This window comes from Nonomuraea sp. NPDC003214, assembly GCF_053590035.1.
Window position 1 is genome coordinate 17,714 of sequence record NZ_JBSFSX010000014.1, and the last position, 26,497, is coordinate 44,210.

Annotated in this window: 27 protein-coding genes, 1 pseudogene and 1 riboswitch; of the genes and pseudogenes, 17 read left to right on the forward strand and 11 right to left on the reverse strand. The window is 70.3% G+C overall.

Annotated features, from left to right (window positions below):
• Nucleotides 1-119 precede the first annotated feature (119 nt).
• The 5 genes from ACWDXC_RS35670 (at nt 120) to ACWDXC_RS35690 (ending at nt 5,695) form a co-directional block, all read left to right on the forward strand.
• On the forward strand, nt 120-1,628 hold the full coding sequence (locus ACWDXC_RS35670) for a peptide ABC transporter substrate-binding protein (RefSeq protein WP_449989661.1): 1,509 nt from the start codon (nt 120-122) through the stop codon (nt 1,626-1,628).
• 123 nt (nt 1,629-1,751) lie between these two features.
• Nucleotides 1,752-2,696: an ABC transporter permease gene (locus ACWDXC_RS35675; RefSeq protein ID WP_219506218.1), complete on the forward strand. Its 945-nt coding sequence runs from the start codon at nt 1,752-1,754 to the stop codon at nt 2,694-2,696.
• Nucleotides 2,689-3,645 (forward strand): ABC transporter permease, encoded by a 957-nt coding sequence (locus ACWDXC_RS35680; RefSeq protein WP_219506220.1) that lies wholly within the window; start codon nt 2,689-2,691, stop codon nt 3,643-3,645. The genes ACWDXC_RS35675 and ACWDXC_RS35680 overlap by 8 nt, the downstream gene beginning before the upstream one ends.
• A gap of 12 nt (nt 3,646-3,657) precedes the next feature.
• On the forward strand, nt 3,658-4,695 hold the full coding sequence (locus tag ACWDXC_RS35685; RefSeq protein ID WP_449989664.1) for an ABC transporter ATP-binding protein: 1,038 nt from the start codon (nt 3,658-3,660) through the stop codon (nt 4,693-4,695).
• On the forward strand, nt 4,679-5,695 hold the full coding sequence (locus tag ACWDXC_RS35690; RefSeq protein ID WP_219506222.1) for an ABC transporter ATP-binding protein: 1,017 nt from the start codon (nt 4,679-4,681) through the stop codon (nt 5,693-5,695). Before ACWDXC_RS35685 ends, ACWDXC_RS35690 begins: the two co-directional genes overlap by 17 nt.
• 13 nt (nt 5,696-5,708) lie before the next feature.
• Here the strand turns inward: ACWDXC_RS35690 and mycP are convergent, their stop codons facing one another.
• The 3 genes from mycP to ACWDXC_RS35705 form a co-directional block, all read right to left on the reverse strand.
• Entirely contained in the window at nt 5,709-6,902 is a 1,194-nt protein-coding gene (gene mycP, locus ACWDXC_RS35695) for a type VII secretion-associated serine protease mycosin (protein ID WP_449989668.1), read from the reverse strand.
• Entirely contained in the window at nt 6,899-7,525 is a 627-nt protein-coding gene (locus ACWDXC_RS35700; RefSeq protein ID WP_449989671.1) for a hypothetical protein, read from the reverse strand. Before ACWDXC_RS35700 ends, mycP begins: the two co-directional genes overlap by 4 nt.
• Nucleotides 7,526-7,607: 82 nt before the next feature.
• A complete protein-coding gene (locus tag ACWDXC_RS35705) occupies nt 7,608-8,414 on the reverse strand; it encodes an SAM hydrolase/SAM-dependent halogenase family protein (RefSeq protein ID WP_219506228.1) in 807 nt (268 codons plus the stop codon).
• Between the two features lie 117 nt (nt 8,415-8,531).
• Between ACWDXC_RS35705 and ACWDXC_RS35710 the strand changes: the two genes are divergently transcribed.
• From ACWDXC_RS35710 to ACWDXC_RS35720, 3 genes are read left to right on the forward strand one after another with little or no spacing between them, the layout of a single operon-like run.
• Nucleotides 8,532-8,834 (forward strand): DUF3263 domain-containing protein, encoded by a 303-nt coding sequence (locus ACWDXC_RS35710; RefSeq protein WP_219506231.1) that lies wholly within the window; start codon nt 8,532-8,534, stop codon nt 8,832-8,834.
• Between the two features lie 39 nt (nt 8,835-8,873).
• Complete coding sequence (gene otsB, locus ACWDXC_RS35715) at nt 8,874-9,647, forward strand: trehalose-phosphatase (protein WP_219506234.1); 774 nt, start codon at nt 8,874-8,876, stop codon at nt 9,645-9,647.
• A 35-nt stretch (nt 9,648-9,682) separates the two neighbouring features.
• Nucleotides 9,683-10,267 (forward strand): hypothetical protein, encoded by a 585-nt coding sequence (locus ACWDXC_RS35720; RefSeq protein ID WP_449989674.1) that lies wholly within the window; start codon nt 9,683-9,685, stop codon nt 10,265-10,267.
• Between the two features lie 4 nt (nt 10,268-10,271).
• Here ACWDXC_RS35720 and ACWDXC_RS35725 read toward each other — a convergent pair whose 3' ends face one another.
• On the reverse strand, nt 10,272-11,696 hold the full coding sequence (locus ACWDXC_RS35725; RefSeq protein ID WP_449989677.1) for an alpha,alpha-trehalose-phosphate synthase (UDP-forming): 1,425 nt from the start codon (nt 11,694-11,696) through the stop codon (nt 10,272-10,274).
• Nucleotides 11,697-11,762: 66 nt separating this feature from the next.
• Between ACWDXC_RS35725 and ACWDXC_RS35730 the strand changes: the two genes are divergently transcribed.
• From ACWDXC_RS35730 to ACWDXC_RS35755, 6 genes are all read left to right on the forward strand, one after another.
• Nucleotides 11,763-12,317, forward strand: a complete 555-nt coding sequence (locus tag ACWDXC_RS35730; protein ID WP_219506241.1) for an RNA polymerase sigma factor — start codon at nt 11,763-11,765, stop codon at nt 12,315-12,317.
• 85 nt (nt 12,318-12,402) lie between these two features.
• Nucleotides 12,403-12,543: riboswitch (SAM riboswitch) on the forward strand.
• A 13-nt stretch (nt 12,544-12,556) separates the two neighbouring features.
• On the forward strand, nt 12,557-13,786 hold the full coding sequence (gene thrC / locus ACWDXC_RS35735) for a threonine synthase (protein WP_219506243.1): 1,230 nt from the start codon (nt 12,557-12,559) through the stop codon (nt 13,784-13,786).
• Nucleotides 13,787-13,810: 24 nt separating this feature from the next.
• Nucleotides 13,811-14,086 (forward strand): MoaD/ThiS family protein, encoded by a 276-nt coding sequence (locus ACWDXC_RS35740; RefSeq protein WP_043633550.1) that lies wholly within the window; start codon nt 13,811-13,813, stop codon nt 14,084-14,086.
• A 247-nt stretch (nt 14,087-14,333) separates the two neighbouring features.
• Nucleotides 14,334-14,534 (forward strand): cold-shock protein, encoded by a 201-nt coding sequence (locus tag ACWDXC_RS35745; protein ID WP_090947280.1) that lies wholly within the window; start codon nt 14,334-14,336, stop codon nt 14,532-14,534.
• Between the two features lie 294 nt (nt 14,535-14,828).
• Nucleotides 14,829-16,457, forward strand: coding sequence for a chaperonin GroEL (gene groL / locus ACWDXC_RS35750; protein ID WP_364180550.1), 1,629 nt, complete (start codon nt 14,829-14,831; stop codon nt 16,455-16,457).
• Nucleotides 16,458-16,644: 187 nt separating this feature from the next.
• Entirely contained in the window at nt 16,645-17,067 is a 423-nt protein-coding gene (locus ACWDXC_RS35755) for a nuclear transport factor 2 family protein (protein WP_449989683.1), read from the forward strand.
• On the opposite strand, the gene ACWDXC_RS35760 is transcribed toward ACWDXC_RS35755, so the two are convergent.
• Nucleotides 17,051-17,947, reverse strand: coding sequence for a LysR family transcriptional regulator (locus ACWDXC_RS35760; RefSeq protein WP_449989686.1), 897 nt, complete (start codon nt 17,945-17,947; stop codon nt 17,051-17,053). The genes ACWDXC_RS35755 and ACWDXC_RS35760 overlap by 17 nt on opposite strands.
• A gap of 83 nt (nt 17,948-18,030) precedes the next feature.
• Between ACWDXC_RS35760 and ACWDXC_RS35765 the strand changes: the two genes are divergently transcribed.
• Together ACWDXC_RS35765 and ACWDXC_RS35770 are read left to right on the forward strand one after the other, a co-directional pair.
• A complete protein-coding gene (locus ACWDXC_RS35765; RefSeq protein ID WP_449989688.1) occupies nt 18,031-18,381 on the forward strand; it encodes a DoxX family protein in 351 nt (116 codons plus the stop codon).
• An 85-nt stretch (nt 18,382-18,466) separates the two neighbouring features.
• Nucleotides 18,467-18,622: pseudogene (locus ACWDXC_RS35770) on the forward strand (imine reductase family protein); the annotation flags it as partial.
• Nucleotides 18,623-18,859: 237 nt separating this feature from the next.
• Here the strand turns inward: ACWDXC_RS35770 and ACWDXC_RS35775 are convergent.
• The 3 genes from ACWDXC_RS35775 to ACWDXC_RS35785 all read right to left on the reverse strand — a co-directional run bounded on the left by ACWDXC_RS35775 (nt 18,860) and on the right by ACWDXC_RS35785 (nt 21,943).
• On the reverse strand, nt 18,860-19,288 hold the full coding sequence (locus tag ACWDXC_RS35775; protein ID WP_449989691.1) for a GNAT family N-acetyltransferase: 429 nt from the start codon (nt 19,286-19,288) through the stop codon (nt 18,860-18,862).
• A gap of 43 nt (nt 19,289-19,331) precedes the next feature.
• The gene (locus tag ACWDXC_RS35780) at nt 19,332-19,862 is read right to left on the reverse strand and encodes a YbhB/YbcL family Raf kinase inhibitor-like protein (protein ID WP_219506258.1); all 531 of its coding nucleotides are present in this window, start codon (nt 19,860-19,862) and stop codon (nt 19,332-19,334) included.
• A gap of 80 nt (nt 19,863-19,942) precedes the next feature.
• Nucleotides 19,943-21,943: a HelD family protein gene (locus tag ACWDXC_RS35785; protein ID WP_357591479.1), complete on the reverse strand. Its 2,001-nt coding sequence runs from the start codon at nt 21,941-21,943 to the stop codon at nt 19,943-19,945.
• A gap of 124 nt (nt 21,944-22,067) precedes the next feature.
• Here ACWDXC_RS35785 and ACWDXC_RS35790 point away from each other — a divergent pair, with 124 nt between their 5' ends.
• Nucleotides 22,068-22,406 carry a hypothetical protein gene (locus ACWDXC_RS35790; RefSeq protein ID WP_219506262.1) on the forward strand — a complete coding sequence of 113 codons (339 nt, stop codon included), beginning with the start codon at nt 22,068-22,070 and terminating at the stop codon, nt 22,404-22,406.
• Between the two features lie 199 nt (nt 22,407-22,605).
• On the opposite strand, the gene ACWDXC_RS35795 is transcribed toward ACWDXC_RS35790, so the two are convergent.
• The 3 genes from ACWDXC_RS35795 to ACWDXC_RS35805 are packed head-to-tail and all read right to left on the reverse strand — an operon-like array spanning nt 22,606 to nt 26,209.
• Nucleotides 22,606-24,258 (reverse strand): DNA repair helicase XPB, encoded by a 1,653-nt coding sequence (locus tag ACWDXC_RS35795; protein WP_219506264.1) that lies wholly within the window; start codon nt 24,256-24,258, stop codon nt 22,606-22,608.
• Between the two features lie 59 nt (nt 24,259-24,317).
• Nucleotides 24,318-24,683: a hypothetical protein gene (locus ACWDXC_RS35800; protein ID WP_219506267.1), complete on the reverse strand. Its 366-nt coding sequence runs from the start codon at nt 24,681-24,683 to the stop codon at nt 24,318-24,320.
• 26 nt (nt 24,684-24,709) lie between these two features.
• Nucleotides 24,710-26,209, reverse strand: a complete 1,500-nt coding sequence (locus tag ACWDXC_RS35805) for a class I adenylate-forming enzyme family protein (RefSeq protein ID WP_449989697.1) — start codon at nt 26,207-26,209, stop codon at nt 24,710-24,712.
• Between the last annotated feature and the right edge of the window lie 288 nt (nt 26,210-26,497).

The following is a 26,497-nucleotide window of genomic DNA, read 5'->3' on the forward strand; positions in this document are numbered from 1 at the left end:
GAGGCGCACGAATCGTCGCCGGTACCGCGCTGCTCGCTCTCGCGGTTGCCGCGTGTGGCGGCGGCGCCACTCCGTCCGGCGGAGACCCCACTGCGGGCGGCGGGGAGACGCCGGTCCGCATGGAGCTGGGCGAGCCGCAGAACCTGCTGGTCCCCTCCAACACCACGGAGTCCGAGGGCGCCGAGCTCCTCGCGGCCGTCTTCGAGCCCCTGGTGAACTACGACGAGAACAAGCAGGCCGTCGAGGCCGCTGCCGAGTCGATCACCACCGAGGACAACATCACCTGGACGATCAAGCTCAAGCCGGGCTACACCTGGCACAACGGTGAGCCGCTCGTCGCGCAGAACTACGTCGACGCGTGGAACTACGCCGCCAACCAGGACAACGCCCAGGGCGCCGGCTACTTCTTCGGCCGTGTCGACGGCTACAGCGACCTCGCCCCCGGTGAGGGCAAGGAAGTCACGACCAAGGAGATGAAGGGTCTCAAGGTCGTCGACGACACCACCTTCACGGTGACGCTGGCAGCGCCGTTCTCGCAGTTCAAGGTGATGCTCGGCTACACCGCGTTCTACCCCCTGCCCAAGGCGGCCTTCGGCCCCGACGGCAAGGTCACCGACGCCTACGGCGAGCAGCCGATCGGCCAGGGCCTGTTCAAGCTGGACAAGCCCTACAAGAAGGGCACCGACCAGACGGTCGACCTGACGGTGTACGACAAGTACCCCGGCACCAAGCCGACCGGCTGGACCAAGCTGCAGTTCAAGCTCTACAACAGCTCCGAGACGGCCTACAACGACCTCCAGGCCGACAACGTGGACATCCACGACTCGCTGCCCGCGTCGGCGATCGCCAGCGCCAAGACCGCGCTCGGCGACCGCTACCAGGACCAGCCCGACGCCGGCATCGGCTACGTCGGCTTCCCCCTGAAGTACAACGACGAGTACAAGGACGTCAAGGTCCGCGAGGCCATCTCCATGGCCATCGACCGGAAGACCATCGCCGAGACGGTCTTCTCCGGCACCCGCGCCCCGGCCGACGACTTCATCAACCCGGCCATCGCGGGCTACCGCCAGGGCGCCTGCGCGGCCTGCACGTACGACCCGGGCAAGGCCAAGGAGCAGTACGCCGCGGCCAACGGCCCGAAGAAGCTGGAGCTCGGCTACAACTCCGACGGTGGCCACAAGGAGTGGATCGAGGCCGTCGCCAACAACCTCCGCGCCAACCTCGGCGTCGAGGTGACGGTCAAGCCGTTCGAGAAGTTCGCGGCGATCCTGGACGACCTGGACGCCAAGAAGTACAAGGGCATGTTCCGGATGGGCTGGGCGATCGACTACCCGTCCGCCGAGAACTACCTGACGCCGATCTTCTCCACCGGCGCGATCACCACCGGCTCCAACTACGCGGGCTACTCCAGCAAGGAGTTCGACGAGCTGGTGGCCAAGGGTGACCAGGCGCCGACGGCCGAAGAGGGCCTGAAGTTCTACCAGCAGGCGGATGACGTCCTGATCAAGGATCTCCCCTACATTCCGGTGTACTTCTACCGGAACAATTCCGGGTACTCAACCAAGGTCAAGAACGTCAAGATCAACCTTCTTAACCAGGTCGAGTGGGCCGACGTCCAGAAGGCCTGACGTTGATCCAGGGGTGGGCGGCGCGCTCGTCCACCCCTTGAGAGCCCGCCTCGAAGGCAGTCGCTTGGGCCGTTTTACCCCAGGTTCCCAGGGACTGCCTTCAGGCATGTACGGGAGGCTTGTATGGGCCGTTATGTCATCAGGCGCCTGATCCAGGCGATACCAGTCCTGCTGGGCGCCACCCTGTTCATCTTCGCCATCGTCTTCGCACTTCCCGGTGACCCCGTGGAAGCGCTGGCCGGCGAGAAGCGCCAGGACCCGGCCATCTTGGCCGTCATCCGGGAGCAGTACCACCTGAACGATCCGCTTCTGGTGCAGTACTGGCACTACATCACCGGGATCATCTTCGAAGGCGACTTCGGCAAGACCTTCGCCGGGGTCCCCGTGACCGAGCTGCTGGCCGGCAAGCTCCAGGTCACGCTGAACCTCGCGCTGGTGGCGCTCACCCTCGAAGCCATCATCGGCGTCGTGCTCGGTCTTTGGGCGGCGCTGCGTCGCGGGCGGGCCACCGACACCGCGATCCTCGCCTCGACCCTGCTGCTCATCTCCGTGCCGACCCTGGTCACCGGATTCGTGCTGCAGCTCTGGCTGGGCGTCTGGCTCAAGCAGGCCGTGGGCACCGAGATCTTCCCGATCGCGGGCGCCACCCAGGGTCTGAAGTCGTACCTGCTGCCCGGATTCGTCCTGGCCGGCACGTCGATCGCCTATCTGACCCGGCTCACCAGGACGAGCCTCGTCGAGACGCTGAGATCCGACTACATCCGCACGGCCACCGCCAAGGGCATGTCCAGGCGCCGGGTCGTCGGCAGGCACGGGTTGCGCAACGCGCTCATCCCGATGGTCACCTATCTGGGCGCCGACCTCGGCGCGCTGATGGGCGGTGCGGTCATCACCGAGACGATCTTCAACCTGCCGGGCATCGGCAAGCAGCTCTACGATGGCGTCTACCTGCGAGAGCAGCCGATCGTCGTAGGTATCGTGACAATCCTGGTGTTGGTGTACATCGTGGCGAACCTCATCGTCGACATGCTGTACGCCGTGCTCGACCCGAGGATCCGCTATGAGTGACACACCAAGCCCGGACACCCAGACGCTGACGGCGGACCAGGCCAAGCCGGCGCCGCCGCCCCCGGTCAAGCACCGCAAGAAGGAAGCCCGGTCGGCCAGCCTGTGGAGCGACGCCTGGCACGACCTGCGCCGCAGGCCGATGTTCATCTTCTCGCTGGTCCTCATCGCGATCCTGCTGGTCATGTCGTTCTGGCCGTCGCTGTTCACCTCGATCGACCCGTTCGACGCCCGCACCTGCGAGCTGTCGACGGCCCGTCAGGGACCGAGCCCCGGCCACCTGTTCGGCCGCGACAACCTCGGCTGCGACGTGTTCGCCAGGACCATCTACGGCGCCAAGAACTCGATCATCATCGGTGTCGCCACCATGGCCATCACCGCGATCGTGGGCGGGCTGCTCGGCCTCATCGCCGGCACCCGGGGCGGCATCACCGACACGATCACCTCCCGCATCACCGAGGTCTTCTTCGCGATCCCGTCCATCCTGGGCGCGCTGCTCATCACGGCGACCTTCCGGGACGCCGAGCTGGGCATCTGGATCGTGGTCTTCGCCCTGTCGATCATCGCCTGGCCGATGACGTTCCGCATCATGCGGGCCGCCGTCATCACCGCCAGGAGCCAGGACTTCGTCATGGCGGCGCGGGCGCTGGGCGCGAGCCAGAGCCGGATCATGTTCAAGCACCTGCTGCCGAACGCGGTCGCCCCGGTGATCGTCGTGGCCACCATCAACCTCGGCGGGTTCATCGCGGCCGAGGCCGCGCTGTCCTTCCTCGGGGTCGGCGTGCAGTCGCCCGACATCTCGTGGGGTCTGATGATCGCCGACGCGCGCAGCCGGTTCCTGGAGGCGCCGCTGCCGCTGGTGTTCCCCGCGGTGTTCCTGAGCATCACCGTGCTCGCGTTCATCATGCTGGGCGACGCCGTGCGCGACGCGCTCGACCCGAAGCTCAGGTAGGAGGGGGGATAAGTGAGAAAGACATCGCTGGACACGTTGCTCGCCGAGGGAGGGCGCAGCAACGAGCCGCTGCTCGCGGTCGACAACCTGCACGTGGAGTTCGCCACGCGCGCGGGCCTCGTGCGGGCCGTCAACGGGGTGAGCTACTCGCTCAACCCCGGTGAGACGGTCGCCGTGCTGGGCGAGTCGGGTTCGGGCAAGTCCGTGACCGCCCAGGCGATCATGGGCATCCTCGACATGCCGCCGGCCCGGATTCCCAAGGGGGAGATCCGTTTCCACGGCACCGACCTGCTGAGGCTGTCGGAGGAGGCGCGCACCCAGGTGCGAGGCCAGCGCATCGCGATGATCTTCCAGGACGCGCTCTCCGCGCTCAACCCGGTGTTCACCGTGGGCTGGCAGATCAGCGAGATGTTCCGGGTGCACCGCGGCATGTCCAAGCGCGACGGCATGAAGAAGGCCGTCGAGCTCATGGACAAGGTCCGCATCCCCGCCGCCAAGCAGCGCGTCCACGACTACCCGCACCAGTTCTCCGGGGGCATGCGGCAGCGCATCATGATCGCCATGTCGATCGCGCTGGACCCCGAGGTGCTGATCGCCGACGAGCCGACGACCGCGCTCGACGTGACGGTCCAGGCCCAGATCATGGAGCTGCTCGCCGAGCTGCAGCGCGAGAGCAACATGGGCATGATCCTGATCACGCACGACCTCGGCGTCGTCGCCGACGTCGCCGACAAGATCGCGGTCATGTACGGCGGGCGCATCGTCGAGAACGCCACCGTGCACGAGATCTACAAGTCCCCGGCCCACCCCTACACCAAGGGGCTGCTGGAGTCGATCCCCCGGGTCGACCTCAAGGGCCAGGAGCTCTACGCGATCAAGGGCCTGCCGCCCAACCTGCTCGACATGCCGACCGGCTGCGCCTTCCACCCGCGGTGCCCGTACCGCCAGGACAACTGCGTGACCGACGTCCCCCCGCTGCACGAGATCAGCGGTACGCGCAACAGCGCCTGCCACTACTGGAGGGAGGTCCTCGATGGCGACCAAAGGTGAGCGCATCCTCGAGGTCCGCGATCTGGTGAAGCATTTTCCCCTGACCCAGGGGATCATGTTCAAGAAGCAGATCGGCGCGATCAAGGCCGTCGACGGGGTCTCGTTCGATCTCGACAGGGGCGAGACGCTGGGCATCGTGGGCGAGTCCGGGTGCGGCAAGTCCACGCTGGCCAAGGTGCTGATGGCGCTGGAGCGGCCGACGTCCGGCTCGGTGAAGATCAACGGCCGGGACATCGCCAAGGCCAGGGGCGCCGAGCTCAAGCGGATGCGGCGCAACATCCAGATGGTGATGCAGGACCCGTACACCTCGCTGAACCCCCGGATGACGGTCGGCGACATCATCGGCGAGCCGTACGACATCCACACAGAGGTCGCGCCCAAGGGCGACCGGGCCCGCAGGGTGCAGGAGCTGCTGGAGGTCGTGGGCCTCAACCCCGACCACATCAACCGCTACCCGCACCAGTTCTCGGGCGGTCAGCGGCAGCGCATCGGCATCGCCCGCGGGCTGGCGCTCCAGCCCGAGATCATCGTCTGTGACGAGCCGGTCTCGGCGCTGGACGTGTCGATCCAGGCGCAGGTGATCAACCTGCTGGAGCGGCTGCAGAACGAGTTCAACCTGGCCTACATCTTCATCGCGCACGACCTGTCGGTGGTGCGCCACATCTCCGACCGGGTCGCGGTGATGTACCTGGGCAAGGTCGTGGAGATCGGCAAGGACGTCGACATCTACGACAAGCCCGCGCATCCCTACGCGCAGGCGCTGCTGTCGGCCGTGCCGGTGCCCGACCCCGAGGGGCGGGAGCAGCGCGAGCGGATCATCCTCCAGGGTGACCCGCCGTCGCCGGCCAACCCGCCGTCCGGCTGCCGGTTCCGCACCCGGTGCTGGAAGGCGCAGGAGATCTGCGCGACCGAGGAGCCGCTGCTGCAGATCCGGCCGGGGACCACGCACGAGAGCGCGTGCCACTTCGCCGAGACGCACGACGTGGTGCACGTGAGCTAGGCGCACTCCGCCTTCAGAGGCCCTCCGCGGACCGGTCCGCGGAGGGCCTCGCGCGTCTGCGGTGGCGCACGACGACGCGGGTGGCCAGGACGCAGGCGAGCACGAGCAGGCCCGCCACCACCGGCGTGCGCGACCAGGGCCGCTCGGGCGGCGGCAGGCCCGCGCCGAAGTGGGCGCCGGGGATCGGCGGCGGCGGCGCCGGGCCGGCCAGCCGGGCCGCCTGGCGCAGGGCCAGCGCCGCGTTGACCACGCCGTGGCCGTAGGTGCGGTCGTAGCCGCCGTCGGGCCGCCTGCGGGTGCCCGCCTCGATCGCCCGGCGCACCTGGAAGGGCGACAGCTCCGGGTGGGCCGCCCTGATCAGCGCCGCGATGCCCGCCACCAGGGCCGCCGCCGAGCTGGTGCCGTCGCCCACCACGTACGAGCCGGACGGGCCGGCGGTGACGATGCCGGTGCCGGGGGCGACGACCGACAGGTAGTCGCGGCGGTTGGAGAAGGGCGCGGGGCGGAGCCTGCGGTCGACCGCGCCGACGGCGATCACGCCGGGGTAGGCGGCGGGGAAGTTCTTCCTGTTGGCGCCCTCGCCGTCGTTGCCGGCCGAGGCGACCAGCACCGCCCCCTTGGAGACGGCGTACTGCACGGCCTCCTCCTCGGCGGCCGAGCCCTCCCAGGCGCCGCTGCCGCCGCCCAGCGACATGCTGATGACGTCGGCGCCCTGGTCGACGGCGTAGCGGATGCCCCGGGCGAGCGCGTCCCTGCCGCCGCCGCGCTGCTTCTCGCGCATCGGGTCGGAGCTCTCCAGCGTGACGCGGACCGACAGCACCCGGGCCGCCGGGGCCACGCCCAGCACACCCTGGCTGCGGCCGTCGCCGTGGCCGCGCCCGGCGATCAGGCTGGCCATCGCCGTGCCGTGGTGCCCCCACAGGCCCGCCCGCCTGCCGACGCCGGTCAGGTCGGGGCCCTGCCGCACCGCGCCCGCCAGGTCGGGGTGGGCGCGTACACCGGTGTCGAGGACGGCGACGAGCACGCCCTCGCCCCTGCTGGAGCGCCACGCCTCCGGCAGCCGCAGCGCGTCGAGCTGCCACTGCCGGGCCCGCGCCGCGACGGCCAGCTCGTCGGCTGGGCTGAGCGCCGCGCCGCCCGCGGGTAACGCGGCGACCCCGATCAGGAGCAGCAGCGGCATGAGCGGCAGCAGCAGGGATCGGATCACCGGGTGAGGCTCCGGTGCAGCGTGGTGGCGAGCTGGAGGGCGATGCCGCGTAAGCGGGCGGTGGCCGGGTCGCCGGGGCGGTAGGGCCTGCCGTCGGCGTGCCCGGCGGCCGTGGCCACCAGGTAGCGCTCGTGGGTGGAGATCAGCGTGCCGGTGAAGTACTGGCGTTCGCCGAACCGTTCGGCGGGGCCGCCGGGGAAGGCGACGGGCCGGACGGTGGGCGGCCGCTGGCCCAGGACGGCGGAGGCGGCGGTCGCGATCGGGTCGCGCTGCCGCGCCAGCACCGCGATGCCGACCGTGGCGACGAACGTGGACGTGCTGTCGGCGTAGGTGGCGCGCAGCGCTGTGACGCAGGCGGGCAGGGCGAGGACGGCGCCCGGCTGGAAGGCGGCGGGGCAGGGCGCCTCGGGCGCGACGCCGGTCAGGACGTAGGTGACCCGGGCGCCCGAGGGGCTGGTGCCGGCCACGGCCGGGGGGAAGACGCGCGTCACCGGCCAGGAGCGCCAGCGGTCGGGAACGGGCGGTCCGGCAGTGGGCCAGGCCGCGGTCAGCAGGGCGAGCAGGGCAACGGACAGGTAGTACACGTCGACCTCGGAGGGAGGAGGCGCCGAACTGCCCTGCATTCTGACACGCGGCCGACGATTCGATGTGATGGTTCGGTAAACGGTCCGATACGCGGAGTAATTCCGTTCTGCGGCTTTCGTACTAGCTGACGGGGGCGAGCCGGACATGCGCTCCCGGAGGCAGTCCCAGCCGCTGGGCCGCGTCGCCCGAGTTCACCGCGAACGCGATCAGCCCCGCCGAGTCCGCGAACGCCACCAGCTCCCCGGGCGGCACCGCCGCGTACGTCTCCCGGTACGGCATCGACAGCCGGCGCCGTCCCAGCCACACCCCCACCGTGCCGCCGACCCGCAGCCCCAGCGCCTCCAGGTCGCCCGCCGGGATCGAGAGCTGCGCGTTGCCGTAGCGGTCGACCGAGACCACCTCGCCCTCCACCGCGCCGCCGCGCACCACCGAGGTCGGCTCCGGCAGCGAGATCAGCCGGTCGAGCGGCACCTCCGGCCCCAGGTCGGCCGGCCGCAGCCCGCCGCACAGCCGCGCCGCCACCGGCGCGAACACGTCACGCCCGTGAAAGGTGGGCGACACCGGGTGCAGGAAGTGCTCGTCGTTGCTGATCTCGTACGCCGCCGACGCGCCGCCGTTCGCGGCCACCGCCCACGACAGCAGCCCGTTGTCCGGCCCGATGAACACCCGGCCGCCCGCCTCGATCGCCACCGGCCGCCGCACCCCGCCGCCGCCCGGATCCACCGCGCCGATGTGCACACCCTGGGGCAGGTACGGGATCGTCTGGGCGAGAATCGCCGCGCCCCGCCGTACATCGCCGGAAGGGACCAGGTGACACACGTCGATCACCCGGACCTCCGGGGCGATGCCCGCGATCACGCCATGACACGCCGCGACATAGCCGTCTTCGAGGCCGTAGTCGGTGAGAAGTGTGATGACTGAGGTCACACTTGGTGACTGTACGTCTCCCAATCCGCCGTGAACAGCCGCACTCGGCACATTACGATGGCCACGGGCCGCGTGCGCGCGACGTGATCGTCACGCGCTCATCCCGAGGAGGAGACCATGGACACTGCACCGGTCAGCGGTGACAGTGCTGCCCAGGAACCCGTTCGACAGCCCCTCACCGACCGCGAACTCGAGCTCCTCGCCTTCGAACGCCACTGGTGGCGCTACGCGGGCGCCAAGGAGCAGGCCATCAAGGAGACCTTCGGGTTCTCCGCCACCCGCTACTACCAGTTGCTCGGCGAGCTCATCGACCGGCCGGAGGCGCTGGAGCAGGACCCGATGCTGGTCAAACGCCTGCGCAGGCTGCGTGCCACGCGACAGCGCGAGCGCGCGGCCAGACGGCTTGGCATGCGCCCCTGACCTGTTGGGTACGGCAGGCGCGTGGAGAACATCCCTGGAATGGAAGCGATACTGAAGGATCCGGCGGGCGCCGTGATCGGGCTCGACTTCGACGGCACCCTCTCGCCGATCGTGCCCGACCCCGCGGCCGCCCGGATCCACCCCGAGGCCGCCGCCGTTCTCGCCGAGCTGGGCCGCCACGTCAAGGCGATCACCATCGTGACCGGCCGGCCGGTGGCCACCGCCCTGCGGCTCGGCCCCGGGCTGGCCGACGTGCCCGGCCTGGTGGTGCTCGGCCACTACGGGTTCGAGCGCTGGGAGCAGGGCGAGATCACCGGGCCGCCGCCCCCGCCCGGGGTGCCGAGGGCCGAGGCCGAGCTGCCGTTCGTGCTCGACGCGCTCGGCCTGACGGCGGGCGTCGCCGTCGAGGACAAGGGCCGCGCCGTCGCCGTGCACACCCGCCGCGCCCCCGACCCCGAAGGGACGCTGGCCAAGCTGCGCGAGCCGATGGCCAAGCTGGCCGAGAAGCACGGGCTGGTCGTCGAGCCGGGCAGGCTGGTGCTGGAGCTGCGCCCGCCCGGCATGGACAAGGGCCAGGCGCTCAGCCTGTTCCTGGCCGAGCGGGAGGCGCGGTCGGTGCTGTTCGCGGGCGACGACCTCGGCGACCTGGCCGCGTTCGAGGCGGTCAGGGGAGCCGGCGTGCCCGGCGTGACCGTCTGCAGCGGCTCGGCCGAGGTGACGGCGCTGGCCGAACGGGCCGACATCGTCGTGGACGGGCCTGACGGCGTGGTCGCCCTGCTCAAGGAGTTGACGTCGGCTTTCAGCCGTTCATGAGTGGCTTGCAAGTCGGCTCGGCTACCGTCGGGATCATGCTCAAGCGCTCACTGGCCGTAACCGCCGTCGCCGCCTCCGCCCTCCTCCTGGTCCCCGCCGCCGCCGCGAACGCGGCGCCCGCCCAGCAGCTGAAGCTGCGCGGCGGCCTGACCCTCTACGTGCCGATCAAGTGGAAGGTGTACGGCGGCGGCACCGACTACGTGCACGTCGTGACCGGGAAGTGCGCCCATCCCGGCGGCGGCTTCTTCACCCCCGACTGCAAGGGCTTCTGGATCTTCGGTCCGAAGGCCATCAAGACCGGCGCCGAGGGCTTCGGGCCCTACAACGCCCAGCGGGGCGGCTACTACCCGGCCTCCGACGTGCAGCGCTGCCCGGCCGACGGGCGGCTGCTGCGCGGCGAGCGCATCGGCAGGCACGTCAAGGGCCTGCGCCAGGTCGGGCCCGGCCACAAGGCCCACTACCACGAGTTCACCACCCGCTGCCGGACCCACTCGGGCAAGAGCACCAGGACCAGGTTCACCACCCGCGAGTGGTATCTGCCGGCCACGAAGGTGCTGGTCGTCGACGAGTGGAAGACGCCGGGCCTGACCGACACGCTGCGCAACGCCGACTGGCGGTGACCCGTCAGCCCAGCGCGTCGAGCTGGGCGGCCAGCCAGCGCTGCGGCGGCAGGGCCGTGGCCGCCGCCTCCAGCCGGGCCCGGCGGCGCGTCCGCTCCTCCTCGGGCATCACCAGCGCCCGGTGCAGCGCGCCGGCCGTGCCGCTGACGTCGTAGGGGTTGACCAGCAGCGCGTCGGCGCCCAGCTCGGCCGCCGCGCCCGCCTCCCGCGACAGCACCAGCGCGCAGCGCGGCGACAGCACCGGGCCCTCCTTGGCCACCAGGTTCATGCCGTCGCGGATCGGATTGACCAGCAGCACGTCGGCCATCCTGTAGGCGGCCAGCGAGCGCGGGTAGTCGTCGTTGACGTTGAGGATCAGCGGGTCCCAGTCCTCGGTGGCGTAGGCGTCCTCGATCTCCTGCGCGCAGCGCTGCACCGAGGCGGTGTACTCGCGGTATTCGGGCAGGTCGTGGCGGCTCGGGTAGGCGAACGCCAGGTGCACCACCCGGCCGTGCCACTCCGGATGCGCGTCCAGGAACTCGCGGTAGGCGAGCAGACCGCGCACGATGTTCTTCGACAGCTCCGTGCGGTCGATGCGGACGATCAGCCTGCGGTCGCCGACCTGCTCGCGCAGCGCGGCCATGTGCGACTCGACGTCGGGCTCCCCGGCCCGCGCCCACAGCGCCTTGCCGTCGACGCCCAGCCCGTGGACGCCGATCCGGGTGACGCGCCCCTCGTGCGTGACCGTACGGGCCGCGCCGTCGACCTCGGCGCCGAGCAGGACCGCGCAGCAGTCCATGAACGCCTCCGCCCACCGCCCGGTGAGGAACCCGGCGTGATCGGCGCCCAGGATGCCCTCCAGGACTTCGCGGGCCACCTCGTCGGGCAGCAGCGCGAAGTATTCGGGCGGCGCCCACGGCGTGTGGCTGAAGTGCGCGATGCGCAGGTCGGGCCGCTCGGCCCGGAGCATCGCCGGGGTCAGCGTCAGGTGGTAGTCCTGCACCATCACCCGCGCCCCGTGGCCCGCCTCCTCGGCCAGCGCCAGCGCGAACGCGCCGTTGTAGTCGCGGTAGGACTCCCAGTCGCGCTGGAACCTGGTGCCGAACACCGGCGCGTTGGGGATGTCGTAGAGCAGGTGGTTGACGAACCAGAGCGTCGAGTTGGCGATCGAGTTGTAGGCGCGGTGGAAGGTGGCCGGCGCGATGTCGAGCATCCGCAGCGCCCCGGTGTCGTAGCCCGCCTGGTCGAGCCGGCCGCCGGGGGCCTGCCGCACCGCGCTGCGGTCGCCGTCGGACAGCGCCGCGCATACCCACAGCACGCCCGCGTCCCGGGCGACTCCGGACAACCCCGACACCAGACCGCCGCCGCCGCGTCTCATTGTCAGCTCGCCGTCGTCGGAGACGGTGAACGAGACCGGGCCTCTGTTGGAGGCGAGCAGGACGCTGTTCATCGACGCTCCCAGGAGTTACGACGAGGAGATGTCACGGAGGTGTCTCCCGACCTTAGGATCCCAGCTATGGCGCTAGATGAGGCAACCGAAGAACTCGCCCGCTCGGCCGCCGTAGGAGATCATCGCGCACTCGGCGAGCTCCTGCGCCGGATCGAGCCGGACGTGCTGCGGCACTGCGCCCGCATCCTGCCCTACCACCAGGACGCGGAGGAGGCGGCTCAGGACACCCTGCTGGCCGTCGCCCGCAACATCGGGCGGTTCGAGGGGCGCGCCAGGTTCAGCACGTGGCTGCACATCGTGACCGCCAACTGCGCGCGGACCACGTACCGGTCGCTGAAGCGCAGGGCGGCGGAGCAGAGCTCCGACGAGCTGCCTATGCAGAAGCCCGACGTGCGGCGGGTCAGCGTGATCGCCGGGTCGCGGCTCGACCTGCTCGACGCGATGGAGGCGCTGGAGGCCGACAAGCCCGACCTGGCGCAGGCCCTGGTGCTGCGCGACATCGTCCAGCTCGACTACAGCGAGGTGGCCGAGCAGCTCAACATCCCGCTCGGCACGGCCAAGTCGCGCATCCACCAGGCCCGCAAATACGTGCAGGCGGCGCTCGGCGAAGACTATCGGTGAGACCGGTTGTCTCGCGAAGTGAGACGACTGGTCAGTTCGCGGCTCGGATTGGGTAGAGTCCGAGTCAGCAACTCCAACTGAATATTGCTCATCCAGAGGGGTGGAGGGACCGGCCCTGCGAAGCCCCGGCAACCCTCCCGGCTTGTGACTCGCGACCTGCGAGGCCGACCGGGACAGGGTGCCAATTCCGGTCCGTGGTCAGGGTGGCCGCGGACGAAGATGAGGGAAGGCCTCGCTTCATGTCGCTCGACTTCGGTCCCGCCGTCGCTCTCTCCTGCCGCGAGTGCGGCACCCGCTACCCGCTGGGCCCCAGCTTCGCCTGTCTGGAGTGTTTCGGGCCGCTCGAGGCGGCCTACTCCTTCGGGAACGTGACCCGCGCCGACATCGAGTCGGGCCCGGCCAACATCTGGCGCTACCGCTCGCTGCTGCCGGTGCCGGTCGACGTCGCGTCCAAGCCCAACATGAACCCCGGCTGGACCAAGCTCGTCAAGGCGGGCAACCTGGGCCGGGCGCTGGGCATCAAGTCCCTGTACGTCAAGGACGACTCGGGCAACCCCACCCACTCCTTCAAGGACCGGGTGGTGGCCATCGCCGTCGAGGCGGCCCGCAACTTCGGCTTCCACACGCTGTCGTGCTCCTCCACCGGCAACCTGGCCGGCGCGGTGACGGCCGCCGCCGCCAGGGCCGGCCTGGAGGCCTGCGTGTTCATCCCCGCCGACCTGGAGCAGGCGAAGATCGCCATGGCCCGGGTGTTCGGCGGCAAGCTGATCGGCATCGACGGCACCTACGACGAGGTCAACCGGTTCTGCTCGGAGCTCATCGGCGACCCGCTGGGCGACAAGTGGGGATTCGTCAACGTCAACCTGCGGCCCTACTACGCCGAGGGCTCCAAGACGCTCGCGTACGAGATCGCCGAGCAGCTCGGCTGGAAGCTGCCCGAGCAGATCGTCATCCCGATCGCCTCCGGCTCCCAGCTCACCAAGATCGACAAGGGTTTCAAGGAGCTCATCCAGCTCGGCCTGGTCGAGGACAGCCCGTACAAGGTGTTCGGGGCGCAGGCGCTCGGCTGCTCGCCGGTCTCGGCCGCCTACAAGGCCGGCCACGACGTCGTCCAGCCGGTCAAGCCCGACACCATCGCCAAGTCGCTGGCCATCGGCAACCCCGCCGACGGCCCCTACGTGCTCGACATCGCGCGCCGCACCGGCGGGGCGGTGGAGGACGTCACGGACGCCGAGATCGTCGCCGCGATCAAGCTGCTGGCCTCGACCGAGGGCATCTTCGCCGAGACGGCCGGCGGTGTGACCGTCGGCGTGCTGAAGAAGCTCGTCGAGACGGGCCAGCTCGACCCCGAGGCCGAAACCGTGGTGCTCAACACCGGTGACGGGCTCAAGACGCTCGACGCGGTCACCGACGTCACCCCCACGGCCGTGATCCGGCCCTCTCTCGACGCGTTCCGCGCGACTGTCTGACAACCAGGAAAGGCGAGATTTACCATGAGCGTTTCTGTGCGGATTCCCACCATCCTGCGCACCTACACCGGCGGTAACGCGGAGGTGAGTGGAGAGGGCGCAACGCTGCGTGACGTGCTTGCCAAGCTCGACTCCGACTACCCGGGCATCGGCGCGCGCATTCTTGATGAATCGGGCAAGATTCGTCGTTTTGTCAACGTTTACGTTGGCGAAGAGGATGTCCGTTTCGCCGAGGGGCTCGACACTCCCGCCCCTGAGGGCACTCAGATCTCCATCATCCCGGCGGTCGCGGGCGGCTGAGAACCCCCCGATCTCCAGAACGACCCTCTAGAAGGCGCCCCATGCGGGCGCCTTCTCTTTTGTGAAATACAAGGTTGAACCAGTTAGCGTGAGGTGAAATACCCGATTTGCCGATTGACTCTGTTGCCAAACGCCTTCCCACAGGTATGGTCGAGTGCGATCGTACGGCTGATATCCATTAGTCAGGCGATTGTAGGTCTCGCGGAGGAATGGGCGGGATCTATGAGCCCAGTAAGAGGAGTCGGAAGTGGCGCAGGGCACCGTCAAGTGGTTCAACGCGGACAAGGGCTACGGCTTCATCGCGGTAGACGGTGGTAAGGATGTATTCGTCCATTACTCGGCAATCTTGATGGACGGGTATCGGTCTCTCGAGCAGGGCCAACGGGTCGAGTTCGAGATCACGCAGGGCCAGAAGGGACCGCAGGCGGAGTCCGTCCGCTCGGTCTGACGTGGTGAGCACCGGCGGCTCGCACGTCAGCGCAGTACGTGCGAACCGCCACCTCTCGTCCCCTCACGTACGGCGGGCTCACGGGCCCGCCGTACCGACGTGACCTGGGGTGGGGTGCTGTCGGCTTGCACTCGACCGGGTAGAGTGCTAAACAATTCGTTGGCACTCTCTGTCGCAGAGTGCCAACCCTGGGATCGAGACGATGGGGTCCGCCGAAGGAGCTGCGGGCCCACATGCCGTCGCGGGCGTCGGCTCGATCGCAGCAGCCACCCTGTGTCTGGGAGGTCTAGCCTTATGGCAGCCAAGATGATCGCGTTTGACGAGGACGCCCGGCGCGGTCTCGAGCGCGGTATGAACCAGCTCGCCGACGCCGTCAAGGTGACCCTGGGGCCCAAGGGCCGCAACGTCGTGCTGGAGAAGAAGTGGGGCGCCCCCACGATCACCAACGACGGTGTCTCCATCGCCAAGGAGATCGAGCTCGAGGACCCGTGGGAGAAGATCGGCGCCGAGCTGGTCAAGGAAGTCGCCAAGAAGACGGACGACGTCGCGGGCGACGGCACCACCACCGCCACCGTGCTCGCCCAGGCGCTCGTCCGTGAGGGCCTGCGCAACGTGGCCGCCGGCGCGAACCCGATGGCTCTGAAGAAGGGCATCGAGTCCGCGGTCGAGCGGGTCAGCGAGGAGCTGTCCAAGCTGGCCAAGGACGTGGAGACCAAGGAGCAGATCGCCTCCACCGCCTCCATCTCCGCCGCCGACCCCGAGATCGGCTCGCTCATCGCCGAGGCGATGGACAAGGTCGGCAAGGAAGGCGTCATCACCGTCGAGGAGAGCAACACCTTCGGCCTCGAGCTCGAGCTCACCGAGGGCATGCGCTTCGACAAGGGCATGACGTCGATGTACTTCGTGACGGACTCCGACCGCATGGAGGCCGTGCTCGAGGACCCGTACATCCTCATCGTCAACTCGAAGGTCTCGGCCAACAAGGACCTGCTGCCGCTGCTCGACAAGGTCGTGCAGTCCGGCAAGCCGCTCCTCATCATCGCCGAGGACATCGAGGGCGAGGCCCTGGCCACCCTCGTGGTCAACAAGATCCGCGGCCTGTTCCGCTCCGTGGCCGTCAAGGCCCCGGGCTTCGGTGACCGCCGCAAGGCCATGCTCGGCGACATCGCCATCCTCACCGGTGGTCAGGTCATCGCCGAGGAGGTCGGTCTCAAGCTGGAGAACGCCACCCTCGACCTGCTCGGCCGCGCCCGCAAGGTCGTCGTCACCAAGGACGAGACCACGATCGTCGACGGCGCCGGTGACGCCGACGCGATCAGCGGCCGCGTGAACGAGATCCGCGCCGAGATCGAGCGCACGGACTCCGACTACGACCGCGAGAAGCTCCAGGAGCGCCTGGCCAAGCTCGCCGGTGGCGTCGCCGTCATCAAGGCGGGCGCGGCCACCGAGGTCGAGCTCAAGGAGCGCAAGCACCGCATCGAGGACGCCGTGCGCAACGCCAAGGCGGCCGTCGAGGAGGGCATCGTCCCCGGTGGTGGCGTGGCGCTGCTGCAGGCCGGCGCCAAGGCCTTCGACAAGCTGGAGCTGACCGGCGACGAGGCCACCGGTGCCGCGATCGTCCGCAAGGCCCTGGAGGAGCCGCTCAAGCAGATCGCGGTCAACGCCGGCCTCGAGGGCGGCGTCGTGGTCGAGCGCGTGCGCAACCTCACCCCGGGTGAGGGCCTCAACGCGGCCACCGGCGAGTACGTCAACATGTTCGAGTCGGGCATCCTCGACCCGGCCAAGGTGACGCGCTCGGCGCTGCAGAACGCCGCCTCCATCGCGGCGCTCTTCCTCACCACCGAGGCCGTCATCGCCGAGAAGCCCGAGAAGACCCCGGCCGCTCCCGCTGGCATGCCCGGCGGCGGCGACATGGACTTCTAGGTCCGATCGCGTTCCACGTGGCGATAGCGTCAGCCCGGTCCGGATTTCCGGCTCGGGCTGATGTGTTTATCGGAGCCGTCCCTAAATAGGGGCGGCTTCTTCTCTTGTGCGCGACAAACAGGTCTGATCCACGCCAGCCAGGTTCCGGTCCGGGTGGAACTCTGGGGCAATGAGCGCTTGGGCAGTCATGGAGAAGTTTTACGCCGCCGAGGCCGCGTACGTCGCCGCCGGCGGATTCGGCAAGGCGTCGTACGACGACGTCGCCGTACACCTCGACCCTGAAGTGGTGCTGCACCAGGCACCGGGACTGCCTTTCACCGGAACGGGCGCCTGGCGCGGGCATGACGGGATGGAACGCTTTCTCGCCGCCTTCAGCGCGGTGTGGGAGTCGATGGAATTCCTGGAGCAGGAGCATTGGGGCGACGACAGCACGGTGGTCGTCCGCAACCGGGTCCGCTTCCGCGCCCGCGCCACCGGGCGGGACGTCGACGCCCTGATCATGCAGCTGATCACCGTACGGGACGGGCGCATGCTCGAATGTCGGCCCTTCTACTGGGACCCCCAGGCCATCGCCGACGCCTGCCGCCCGCCGGTCAGTCGTTCCGCCTGACGGCCAGGCAGCAGCGGACGAAGTCCTGGACGACGGGGTTGGCGTCGTCGGCCGGGGTCCAGGCGACGCCCACGCGGGTGGGGCTGACGCCGCTGACGGGGCGGTACGTGACGCCTGGGCGGGCGTAGAAGCGGGCGGCGGACTCCGGGGCCAGGGCGACGCCGTAGCCGTTGGCGATGGCGCTGAGCCAGTCGTCGGGCTGGTCCGTGACGGCGCCGACGCGCACCGGGTGGCCGTCGCGCTCGTCCGCCGCCAGCCAGTAGTCCCGCCACGGGCCCGTCTCCACCGGAGCCGCCACGAACGGCTCGTCCCACAGCTCCTCGAAGGCGATCACGTCGCGCGCGGCCAGCGGATGGGCCGAGGGCAGCGCCACCCAGCGGGGCTCGGAGAAGAGCGCCTCCACGCGCAGCGCGTCCTGGCCGGGGAACGGCAGGCGCAGCAGGGCGACGTCGACGTCCCCCGTGGCGAGCCCGGCCGTCGGGTTCGACCAGGAGGCCTGGCGCAGGTCGGCCCGCCAGCCCGGCCTGGCACGGGCGAACTCCGCCACGATGCGCTGGGTGGCCTCGTTGGCGGCGCTGGCCAGGAAGCCCACCCGCAGCACGCGGGCCGCCCGGCCGGCCGCCTGCCTGGTGCGCCGCAGCGCCGCGTCCCAGTCGGCCAGCAGGGCGGGCGTCCGCTCCGCCAGCGCCCGGCCCGCCTCGGTCAGGGACATCCCGGCCCGGGAACGACGGAACAGCTCGGCGCCGAGCAGCGCTTCGAGCTGCTTGATCTGCTTGGTCAGCGCCGGCTGCGACACGTACAGGCGAGCTGAGGCCCGGGTGAGGCTGCCTTCCTCCGCCACGGCGACGAAGTAGCGCAGCAACCTCGTGTCCACATCCATGCCCCCAGGTTATAGACGCAGGTATTGGACGCCGGTGGGGGCGCGGGACAAGGCTGGGATGCGGGAGGAAAGGGGGAAAGGCAATGTACGTCGCCTATGTGGTCGTCACGGTGGTCACGATCGTGATCAACCTCTGGGCCGCCGTCGCCGACTTCGCCCGCGCCGAGACCGTCCTGGCCAACGCCGCGGCTGTCGGCATCTCGCCGTCCTGGATACCGCTGCTGGGCCTGCTCAAGGCGGCCGGGGCCGTGGGACTGCTCCTCGGACTGGTGGGGGTGCCGTTCGTGGGGGGCGCCGCCGCTCTGGGGCTCGTGCTGTTCTTCGTGGGGGCGGTGGCCCTCCATGTCCGGCAACGGGTGTTCGGGAACATCGGCTTCCCGGGGGCCTTCCTCGCGTTCGCCGTCGCGTCCCTCGTGCTGGGGGCCGCCGGGTGACGCCTGCGGTCAGGTGGCCGGTGCGATCGCTTCGCACTTCGACGGGTCCACGGGATCGAGCGCCGCGCTGGTCGGCTCGGCGGGGGTGCCGGCGGCCGAGTTCTCCGAGCTCGCGCTGGGCTGGATCATGCCCGCGGTGTTCAATCCCGCCTGGCTCGCCCAGCAGGCGCCGAGCCTGGACGAAGGGGCGTATCCGGGGGACCTGGGGACGCTGCAGATGAACTTCAACGCGCTGGAGCACATCCTCCGGACCAGCGCCGAACAGGGCATCCATTCCGAGCAGCCCCGGTTGATGGGCGGGTGGCGCTCTCGTCCTCGGTTTCCGTGGGGGTGGGACGAGGTGGTCACGTTGCGGGCCTGGGGAGCGCGGCGCTCGTGGCGGGGCATCCCTTGGAAGTCGCGATTCGGCCGGCGTTCTGGTGGTTGCGGCAAGTGCGTAACGCTGGGGGTGCAGGGGGCCGGAGACCCTTTGGGGCGGTCAGGGCAGGGGCTTGACCCAGCGGGACCACTCCGGCTGGGGCGTGTAGCCGGCGGCGGACCAGGCCGGGTGGGCGAGGGTGTTGTCGTGCAGCACCATGGCGTCGGCCCGGAAGGCGCCGAAGGCGGTGAAGCGGCGTTCGGCGGCGGCGAGCAGCGCGGTGGCGATGCCCTTGCGGCGGTGGGCCGGGTGGACGGCGAGGCGGTACAGGTGTGCCCGCCAGCCGTCCCAGCCGGCGATGAGGGTGCCCGCGAGCGCGCCGTCGAGCTCGGCGATCAGCAGCGCCTCCGGGTCGCGTGCGAGCAGGGCGGTGACCTTGTCGGGGGAGTCGCGGCGGTCGGTGCCTTCGGCGGCGTGGAGCCAGAAGTCCAGGACGGGCTCCACGTCGCCCGGGCCGCCGAACCGGATGTCCACCCCGAGGTCTCTCATGGTTCGCGAACTTATCAAATGGCCGCGAACCGATCAGAGCCGGTCAGACGCCGTAATGGGCGATGATGTGGCCGCGCGCCAGCGTGTTGGCGGTGATGTTGAAGCCGACCGCGGCGGGGGAGGTGTCGCTGTCGACGCCGAGGCTGTCGACCGACAGCGCGTGCACGGTGAAGACGTAGCGGTGCGGGTCGCCGGGCGGGGGCGCGGCGCCGCCGTACTCCTTGGTGTTGTAGTCGTTGCGGGCGTGGACGGCGCCCTGCGGCAGGCCCTTGAACTCGGGGCCGGTGCCGGCGCCGGTGGGCAGCTCGGTCACCGAGGCGGGGATGTCGAACAGCACCCAGTGCCAGAACCCGCTGCCGGTGGGGGCGTCGGGGTCGAAGCAGGTGACGGCGTAGCTCCTGGTGCCGTCGGGGGCGCCGGACCAGCGCAGGGCGGGGGACAGGTTCTGGCCCGTCATGCCCCAGTCGTTGAAGACGTGGAGGTCGTTCAGCCGGTCGCCGTCGGTGATGTCGTCGCTCTGCACGACGAGCGCCGGGGCGGACGGCAGGTGTTCGTGTGGCAGCGGTGCTGGCACGGTTTCCTCCTAGGGGTGATGGCTTTTCCCCCGTCATCCTAGGAGCGATCGGCGCCGCTGCCACTGCCCCGCGCGCCGTGTCAGCCGGTGAGCTGGGCGGGCAGGGGTTTGGCGTGCAGGACGGTCAGGGACGTCACGGCACGGGTGAGCACCACGTACAGGCGGGCGAGCCCGCGGGGCTCGGCGTCGACGATGTCGGCGGGCTCGACCACGATCACGTGGTCGTACTCCAGGCCCTTGGCCAGGGTCGCCGGGACGATCAGCAGGCGGTGCTCGTCGGCCGCGTCGGGGTCGAGGACGGCGTGGGCGACGCCGTCGAGCGCGGCGGACGCGGACGCCACCTGCGCGTCGGGGACGATGACGCCGATCGAGCCCTCCTTGGCCAGGGTTTCGGTCACGGCCTGGCGGAGCTCGCCGCCGGGCCGTACCGAGAGTGAGCCGGCGCCGGGGCGCAGGGAGCGGGGGGCGGCCAGGCCGGGGGCGATGGAGGGGAGCAGGCGGGCGGCGTAGTCGAGGACCTCGCGCGGCACGCGGAAGCCGAGCGTCAGCTCGGTGACCTCGCCGGTGTCCTGGCCGAGGTGGCGCAGCACGTCCTCCCAGGAGCTGGTGGACCACGGGGTGGTGCCCTGGGCGAGGTCGCCGAGCACGGTGGCGGAGCCGTTGCGGCAGCGCCGGCCGAGCGCGCGGAGCTGCATCTGCGACAGGTCCTGGGCCTCGTCGACCACCAGGTGGCCGAGGGAGGGCGTGCGTTCGACGAGGTCGGCGAGCTCGTCGAGGAGCGCGGCGTCCGCCGCCGACCATTTCGCGGACTTCCAGCTCCGGTACGGTTTCCGCCAAAGGATCATTTGCTGCTCGTCAGGCGACAAATCGGATTTGGCGGCCTTGGCGAGGAACTCCGCGTCCGACAGCAGCCGATACAGCACCTGCTCCGGCGTCAGCTTCGGCCACACCGCGTCGACGAGCTGCTTGACCGGCTTCGAGCGGGCCACCGCGTCCTGCACCCGGTCGTCGGGCGACTCGCCGCGCTGCTCCATCCGTACGAGCACCAGGTGCGCCAGCCGCTGGGCCAGCGCCGCCCGGCCGGGACCGTAGCGGGTGGTGCCGCGCAGCGAGGCGACGATCTCGCGCACCTCGTAGTCGGCCACCCGGTGCCGGTAGGCGCCCTTGGTGAACACCAGGCCCTCTTCGGGCTTGACGATGTGCAGCCACAGGGCGCGTTCGAGGACGGCGGCCATGCGGGCGTCGCCCTTGACGGCGGCGACCAGGGGGTCCTCGGCGGCGGCGTGCTCGCCGAGCAGCCCGGCCACCGTCGTCTGGTCGACCTTGACCTCGCCGAGAGCGGGGAGCACGGAGGAGATGTAGGACAGGAAGGCGCGGTTCGGCCCGACGATCATCACACCGGACCTGGCGAGCCGCTCGCGGTGGGTGAACAGCAGGTAGGCGGCCCGGTGCAGGCCGACCGCGGTCTTCCCGGTGCCGGGGGCGCCCTGCACGCACACGGTCTGGGCGAGCGCGGCGCGGACGATCTCGTCCTGGTCGGGCTGGATGGTGGCCACGATGTCGCGCATCGGGCCGGTGCGGGGGCGTTCGATCTCCTCGGTGAGGATCCTGGAGGGGCCGATGTCGCCGCCCTGGCCGAGCGGCTCGTCCTCGAACGCGGTCAGCGCCCCGCCGTGATAGCCGAAGCGGCGCCGCAGCACGACGCCCATCGGGTCGGCCGGGCTCGCCTGGTAGAAGGCCCGCGACACCGGGGCCCGCCAGTCGATCACCAGGGGCCGGCTGCCGCCGTCGTGGACGTGGCGGCGGCCGACGTAGATGGTGGGCGGCAGGTCGTCGTCGGCGCCCCGGTCGAGGCGGCCGAAGAACAGCGGCGTGTCGGGGTGGTCGGCCAGCGCGGCGACCCGCTGGTCGAGCAGCGACTGGAGGATCTGCTGCGACACCCAGTCGCCGGCGGCGTCGGCCGACAGCGACTGCGCGTGGGCGCGCATGGCCTTCAGCGCGGCGCGGGACTCGGCCAGGTGGGCCTGCTCGGCCGCGAGCACGTCGGAGGGTATGTCGGGGGCCAGTTGGTCTGTGGGCATGCGAAAGCGCCTCCCGGTGGTGGTCGGAGGTGGTGGTAACAGGCAGCGAATCCGCCAGTTTAGTGGCCGTGCCGGTGGGCCTCAAAAGCATTTAGCCGGGCGCGCGAGGGGGTAGGAAACCGGCGTGGCGCGCGTCCGGCTCGGCATCTCGCCGATCATTCCCACCGTCGCGAGCTTCCTACTGGCGGCGCTGTGGGGGCTGTCGGTGTTCGCGGGCTGGGGGCTGCAGGCGTTCTGCTCGGGGACCGAGCTCGCCGCCGACTGCTCGCGCCGGCTCGCCGGGGTGTCCGCGGTGTCGGGGCTGTTCGCCGTCGCCGCCGCGGGCTGCACGCTGGCGGCCTGGCTGGCCGGAGCGGCCCGGCGCGACCCGCGGCTGTTCGGCAGGCTGATGGGCGCGGGGGCCGCGGCGTGGATCGCGGCCGAAGGAGTGCTGTTCCTCGGCGGCCTGTTGCTCCGCACCTAGCTGTAACGAAGCTGGGAAATACCGAAAAATCCGGGCATACCAGGTGCGTTTGTCGGATCATCAGGGTATGTCGCTGCCGGACTGGCAGCGCCGATGAGAGGACGCAGTGAGGGGGGTGGTTCGATTGTCGACGGCCCGCGGAGTCTCGTGGACGTGAGGCACTAGACCTGGCCTGGCCGCTCTTACGGAGCGGCCGGGCTCACACCCCGCCCAGCACGTCGTCGGCGTCGATGATCTGGTACGCGTATCCCTGCTCGGCCAGGAACCGCTGACGATGTGCCGCGAACTCCTGGTCGACCGTGTCACGGCTCACCACCGTGTAGAAGCGCGCGCCGCCCCCGTCGGACTTGGGCCGCAGCACCCGCCCGAGCCGCTGCGCCTCCTCCTGGCGCGACCCGAACGTGCCCGACACCTGGATGGCCACCGCCGCCTCCGGCAGGTCGATGGAGAAGTTGGCCACCTTCGACACCACCAGGACCTGGATCTCCTTGTCGCGGAACGCCTGGTAGAGCCGTTCGCGCTCCTTGATCCGCGTCTCGCCCTTGATGACCGGCGCGTTCAGGTGCTCGCCCAGCTCGTCGAGCTGGTCGATGTACTGGCCGATGACCAGCACCTGCTCGCCCAGGTGCCGCCGGACCAGCGCCTCCGTCACGTGCGTCTTGGACGGCGTCGTCGCGCAGAACCGGTAGCGCTCCTCCGCCTCGGCCATCGCGTACGCCAGCCGCTCCTCGTCGCTCAGCGTGACCCGAACCTCGACGCAGTCGGCCGGGGCGATCCAGCCCTGGTTCTCCATCTCCTTCCAGGGCGCGTCGTAGCGCTTGGGGCCGATCAGCGAGAACACGTCGCCCTCGCGGCCGTCCTCGCGCACCAGCGTCGCCGTCAGGCCGACGCGGCGGCGGGCCTGCAGGTCGGCGGTCATCCGGAAGATCGGCGCGGGCAGCAGGTGCACCTCGTCGTAGACGATCAGCCCCCAGTCGCGCGCGTCGAACAGCTCCAGGTGGCTGTAGACGCCTTTGCGCCGGGTCGTCATCACCTGGTAGGTGGCGATCGTGACCGGGCGGATCTCCTTCTTCGAGCCGGAGTATTCGCCGATCTCGTCCTCGGTCAGCGAGGTGCGCTTGAGCAGCTCCTGCTTCCACTGGTGGGCGCTGACCGTGTTGGTGACCAGGATGAGCGTCGTCGCCTGGGCGTGGGCCATCGCGGCCGCGCCGACGATCGTCTTGCCCGCGCCGCACGGCAGCACGACCACGCCGGAGCCGCCGTGCCAGAACGCGTCGGCCGCCTCCTGCTGGTAGGGGCGCAGCGACCAGCCGTCCTGCGCGAGCTTGATCGTGTGGTGCTCGCCGTCGACGTAACCGGCCAGGTCCTCGGCCGGCCAGCCCAGCTTGAGCAGCGCCTGCTTGACGTTGCCCCGGTCGCTCGGGTGCACGACGACCGAGTCGCCGCCCAGCCGCTCGCCCAGCATCGGCTGGATCTTCTTCGAGCGCAGCACCTCTTCGAGCACGGCCCGGTCGGTCGAGGTCAGCACCAGGCCGTTGACCGGGTCCTTCTCCAGGCGCAGCCGGCCGTAGCGGGCCATGGTCTCGGCGATGTCGACCAGCAGGGCGTGCGGCACCGGGTAGCGGCTGTGGCTGATCAGCGCGTCGATGACCTGCTCGGCGTCGTGCCCGGCGGCACGCGCGTTCCACAGCGCCAGCGGCGTCACGCGGTAGGTGTGGACGTGCTCGGGCGCCCGTTCGAGCTCGGCGAACGGCGCGATGGCCTTCCGGCACGCGTCGGCCTTCTCGTGGTCGACTTCGAGCAGCAGCGTCTTGTCGGACTGGACGATGAGCGGGCCGTCGTTCACCAGCATCCCTTCTACGGTTGACGCCTATCCAACACGCGCGAAGGCCAATACAGTCCCCGGACTGGCTAGTCGTCCTCTAGATAGCCGTTGACGCCGAGGAAGACGAACAGGCCGACGGTCAGCACGAACCCGGCCCCGAACAGCACCCAGCTCCACACGACCATGGACCGGGCGGACTCGGGGGAGGCCGAGGCCCGCATCGACAGGCCGGCCAGGATCGCGCCGGGGATGCCGAGCAGGTTGCAGCAGCTCACCACGGCCAGCAGGTTGAGGACGAGGGAGACGATCGCGTTGGCGCTGGGCTGGTTGCGCGGAGGCGGCGGCGGATAGCCGTAGCCGTAGCCATAGCCGTATTCGGGAGGTGGCTGCGAGCCGTAGTCTGCGCCGTAGGGCTGGTACGGATAGCCGCCGGGCTGATCCTGCTGGCTCATGCCACCTCCTGTCCGGTCAACATTTATCACGGATTGGTCAGGTGCCCTGCCCGAATGCGGGCCCTCAGGGCCTTGCGGTCCAGCTTGAGCACGCTGGTGACGGGGATGGCATCGACGAACGTGATCTCGCGCGGATACTTGACCCGGCCGACCCGGTCGCGGGCCCAGGTGATCAGCTCGTCGGCGGTCGCCGTCGCACCCGGCCCGAGCTGGACGAAGGCCACGACCTCCTCGCCGTGGCGCGGGTCCGGCCGGCCGACGACGCCGGACATGACCACGTCGGGGTGGGCGTTCAGGGCGTCCTCGACGTCGCGCGGGAAGACGTTGAAGCCGCCCCGGATGATCAGGTCCTTCTTCCGGTCGACCACGTACAGGTAGCCGTCGTCGTCCACGCAGCCGAGGTCGCCGGTGCGCAGCTCGCCCCCGGCCAGCGCGGTGCCGTCGGGGTCGGGCTCGTGCTCGCCCCAGTAGCCGAGCATCAGCGCCTCGCCGGCCACGCAGATCTCGCCCACGTCGCCGGGCTCGACGGCCTCGCCGTCCGTGTCGCGGATCGTGATCGTGTAGCCGGGCAGGGGCAGCCCGACGCTGCCGGCCTTGGGCCGGTCCGGCGGGTTGAACGTGGTGACCGCGCTGGTCTCGGTCAGCCCGTAGCCCTCCAGGACGCGCACGCCGGGCATCCGGCGCTCGAACTCCGCCAGCGTCTCGCGGCCGAGCGGCGCCGCGCCGCAGGTGAGGAAGGCCAGGTCGGGCAGCGGGTGCTCCTCCAGCGGCTCGGCCAGCAGCATCCGCAGCATGGCGGGCACCACGGTGCCGTACTGCACGCGCTCCTCGGCGGCCAGCCGCAGGAACAGCCCGGGGTCGAACCAGCGCATGAGCACGGCCTGGGCCGGCTCGGTGGCGTGCATCCCGGCGACGGTGACGATCAGCCCGTAGGCGTGGGAGAGCGGGACGGGGACGATGGCGCGGTTGATCCCGGGCTGGTGTGACATGTCGTAGGAAGCCTTGGCCACCTGCCACAGGCCCGCGTGGCTGAGCATCACGCCCTTGGCCCGGCCGGTGGTGCCGCCCGTGTACATGAGCGCGGCGAGGTCGCCGGGGTCGCGCCGTACCGGCCCGTGCTCGGTCGCGCGTTCGAGCTCGGCGGTGCCGACATGGATGGGCACGTCCACCTCGGCGGCCTCGACGGTGGGCAGGAGCTCGGGGGAGGTGACGATCGCGCGGGCGCCGCTGTCGCGCACGATGTGGCGCAGCTCGACGGCTCCGACGAGGAACACGACCGGCGTCACCACCGCCCCGGCGGCCCACAGCGCCTGGCAGACGACGGGCACGTCGGGCGAGGTGGCCATCATGACGACGACCCGGTCACCGGGCCGGATCCCGGCCGCCACGAAGCCGCCGCAGACCTTCCTGGCCCGCTCGGCCAGGCTGTGGCTGCGGTGCCAGTTCCCCTCGTAGAACAGCGAGTCGTAGTCCTCGAACCGGTTCCAGGACTCTTCGGCCAACCGGCCCAGCGTTTGCTCGGTCACAGGTCCCAACTTGCTGCGCGCCTCGGCATGGAGTCAACCCTGTCCGCATCGACCGGACGGCTTTCCTGACTGGTCATTGTGGAGTGCGGTCCGCCTGCCCTTAAATAGGCATAAATCCGCCTCTGGCGTGATTCCTGTGCCCAGTGGGGGCCCGATCCACTTTTGAGGTGACTTATGGGGATAATGTGGCGCAGGTAGGCAACTCCGTACTTGTCAAACTCTGACTGTCCCGAGCAAGGGAGAGCATGATCGACATGGTCCAGCACCCATCCGCCGCCGAAGGTGCCT

Excerpts from the sequence above, each read along its gene's own strand:
- ACWDXC_RS35670 (WP_449989661.1), top strand. The coding sequence starts at position 120 with ATGGAGCTGGGCGAGCCGCAGAACCTGCTGGTCCCCTCCAACACCACG.
- ACWDXC_RS35765 (WP_449989688.1), top strand. The coding sequence starts at position 18,031 with ATGTACGTCGCCTATGTGGTCGTCACGGTGGTCACGATCGTGATCAAC.
- ACWDXC_RS35690 (WP_219506222.1), top strand. The coding sequence starts at position 4,679 with ATGGCGACCAAAGGTGAGCGCATCCTCGAGGTCCGCGATCTGGTGAAG.
- ACWDXC_RS35755 (WP_449989683.1), top strand. The coding sequence starts at position 16,645 with ATGGAGAAGTTTTACGCCGCCGAGGCCGCGTACGTCGCCGCCGGCGGA.
- otsB (WP_219506234.1), top strand. The coding sequence starts at position 8,874 with ATGGAAGCGATACTGAAGGATCCGGCGGGCGCCGTGATCGGGCTCGAC.
- ACWDXC_RS35800 (WP_219506267.1), bottom strand. The coding sequence starts at position 24,683 with ATGAGCCAGCAGGATCAGCCCGGCGGCTATCCGTACCAGCCCTACGGC.
- ACWDXC_RS35700 (WP_449989671.1), bottom strand. The coding sequence starts at position 7,525 with ATGCAGGGCAGTTCGGCGCCTCCTCCCTCCGAGGTCGACGTGTACTAC.
- ACWDXC_RS35795 (WP_219506264.1), bottom strand. The coding sequence starts at position 24,258 with ATGCTGGTGAACGACGGCCCGCTCATCGTCCAGTCCGACAAGACGCTG.
- ACWDXC_RS35710 (WP_219506231.1), top strand. The coding sequence starts at position 8,532 with ATGGACACTGCACCGGTCAGCGGTGACAGTGCTGCCCAGGAACCCGTT.
- ACWDXC_RS35775 (WP_449989691.1), bottom strand. The coding sequence starts at position 19,288 with ATGAGAGACCTCGGGGTGGACATCCGGTTCGGCGGCCCGGGCGACGTG.
- groL (WP_364180550.1), top strand. The coding sequence starts at position 14,829 with ATGGCAGCCAAGATGATCGCGTTTGACGAGGACGCCCGGCGCGGTCTC.
- ACWDXC_RS35785 (WP_357591479.1), bottom strand. The coding sequence starts at position 21,943 with ATGCCCACAGACCAACTGGCCCCCGACATACCCTCCGACGTGCTCGCG.
- ACWDXC_RS35675 (WP_219506218.1), top strand. The coding sequence starts at position 1,752 with ATGGGCCGTTATGTCATCAGGCGCCTGATCCAGGCGATACCAGTCCTG.
- ACWDXC_RS35720 (WP_449989674.1), top strand. The coding sequence starts at position 9,683 with ATGCTCAAGCGCTCACTGGCCGTAACCGCCGTCGCCGCCTCCGCCCTC.
- ACWDXC_RS35680 (WP_219506220.1), top strand. The coding sequence starts at position 2,689 with ATGAGTGACACACCAAGCCCGGACACCCAGACGCTGACGGCGGACCAG.
- ACWDXC_RS35760 (WP_449989686.1), bottom strand. The coding sequence starts at position 17,947 with ATGGATGTGGACACGAGGTTGCTGCGCTACTTCGTCGCCGTGGCGGAG.
- ACWDXC_RS35730 (WP_219506241.1), top strand. The coding sequence starts at position 11,763 with ATGGCGCTAGATGAGGCAACCGAAGAACTCGCCCGCTCGGCCGCCGTA.
- ACWDXC_RS35740 (WP_043633550.1), top strand. The coding sequence starts at position 13,811 with ATGAGCGTTTCTGTGCGGATTCCCACCATCCTGCGCACCTACACCGGC.
- ACWDXC_RS35725 (WP_449989677.1), bottom strand. The coding sequence starts at position 11,696 with ATGAACAGCGTCCTGCTCGCCTCCAACAGAGGCCCGGTCTCGTTCACC.
- thrC (WP_219506243.1), top strand. The coding sequence starts at position 12,557 with ATGTCGCTCGACTTCGGTCCCGCCGTCGCTCTCTCCTGCCGCGAGTGC.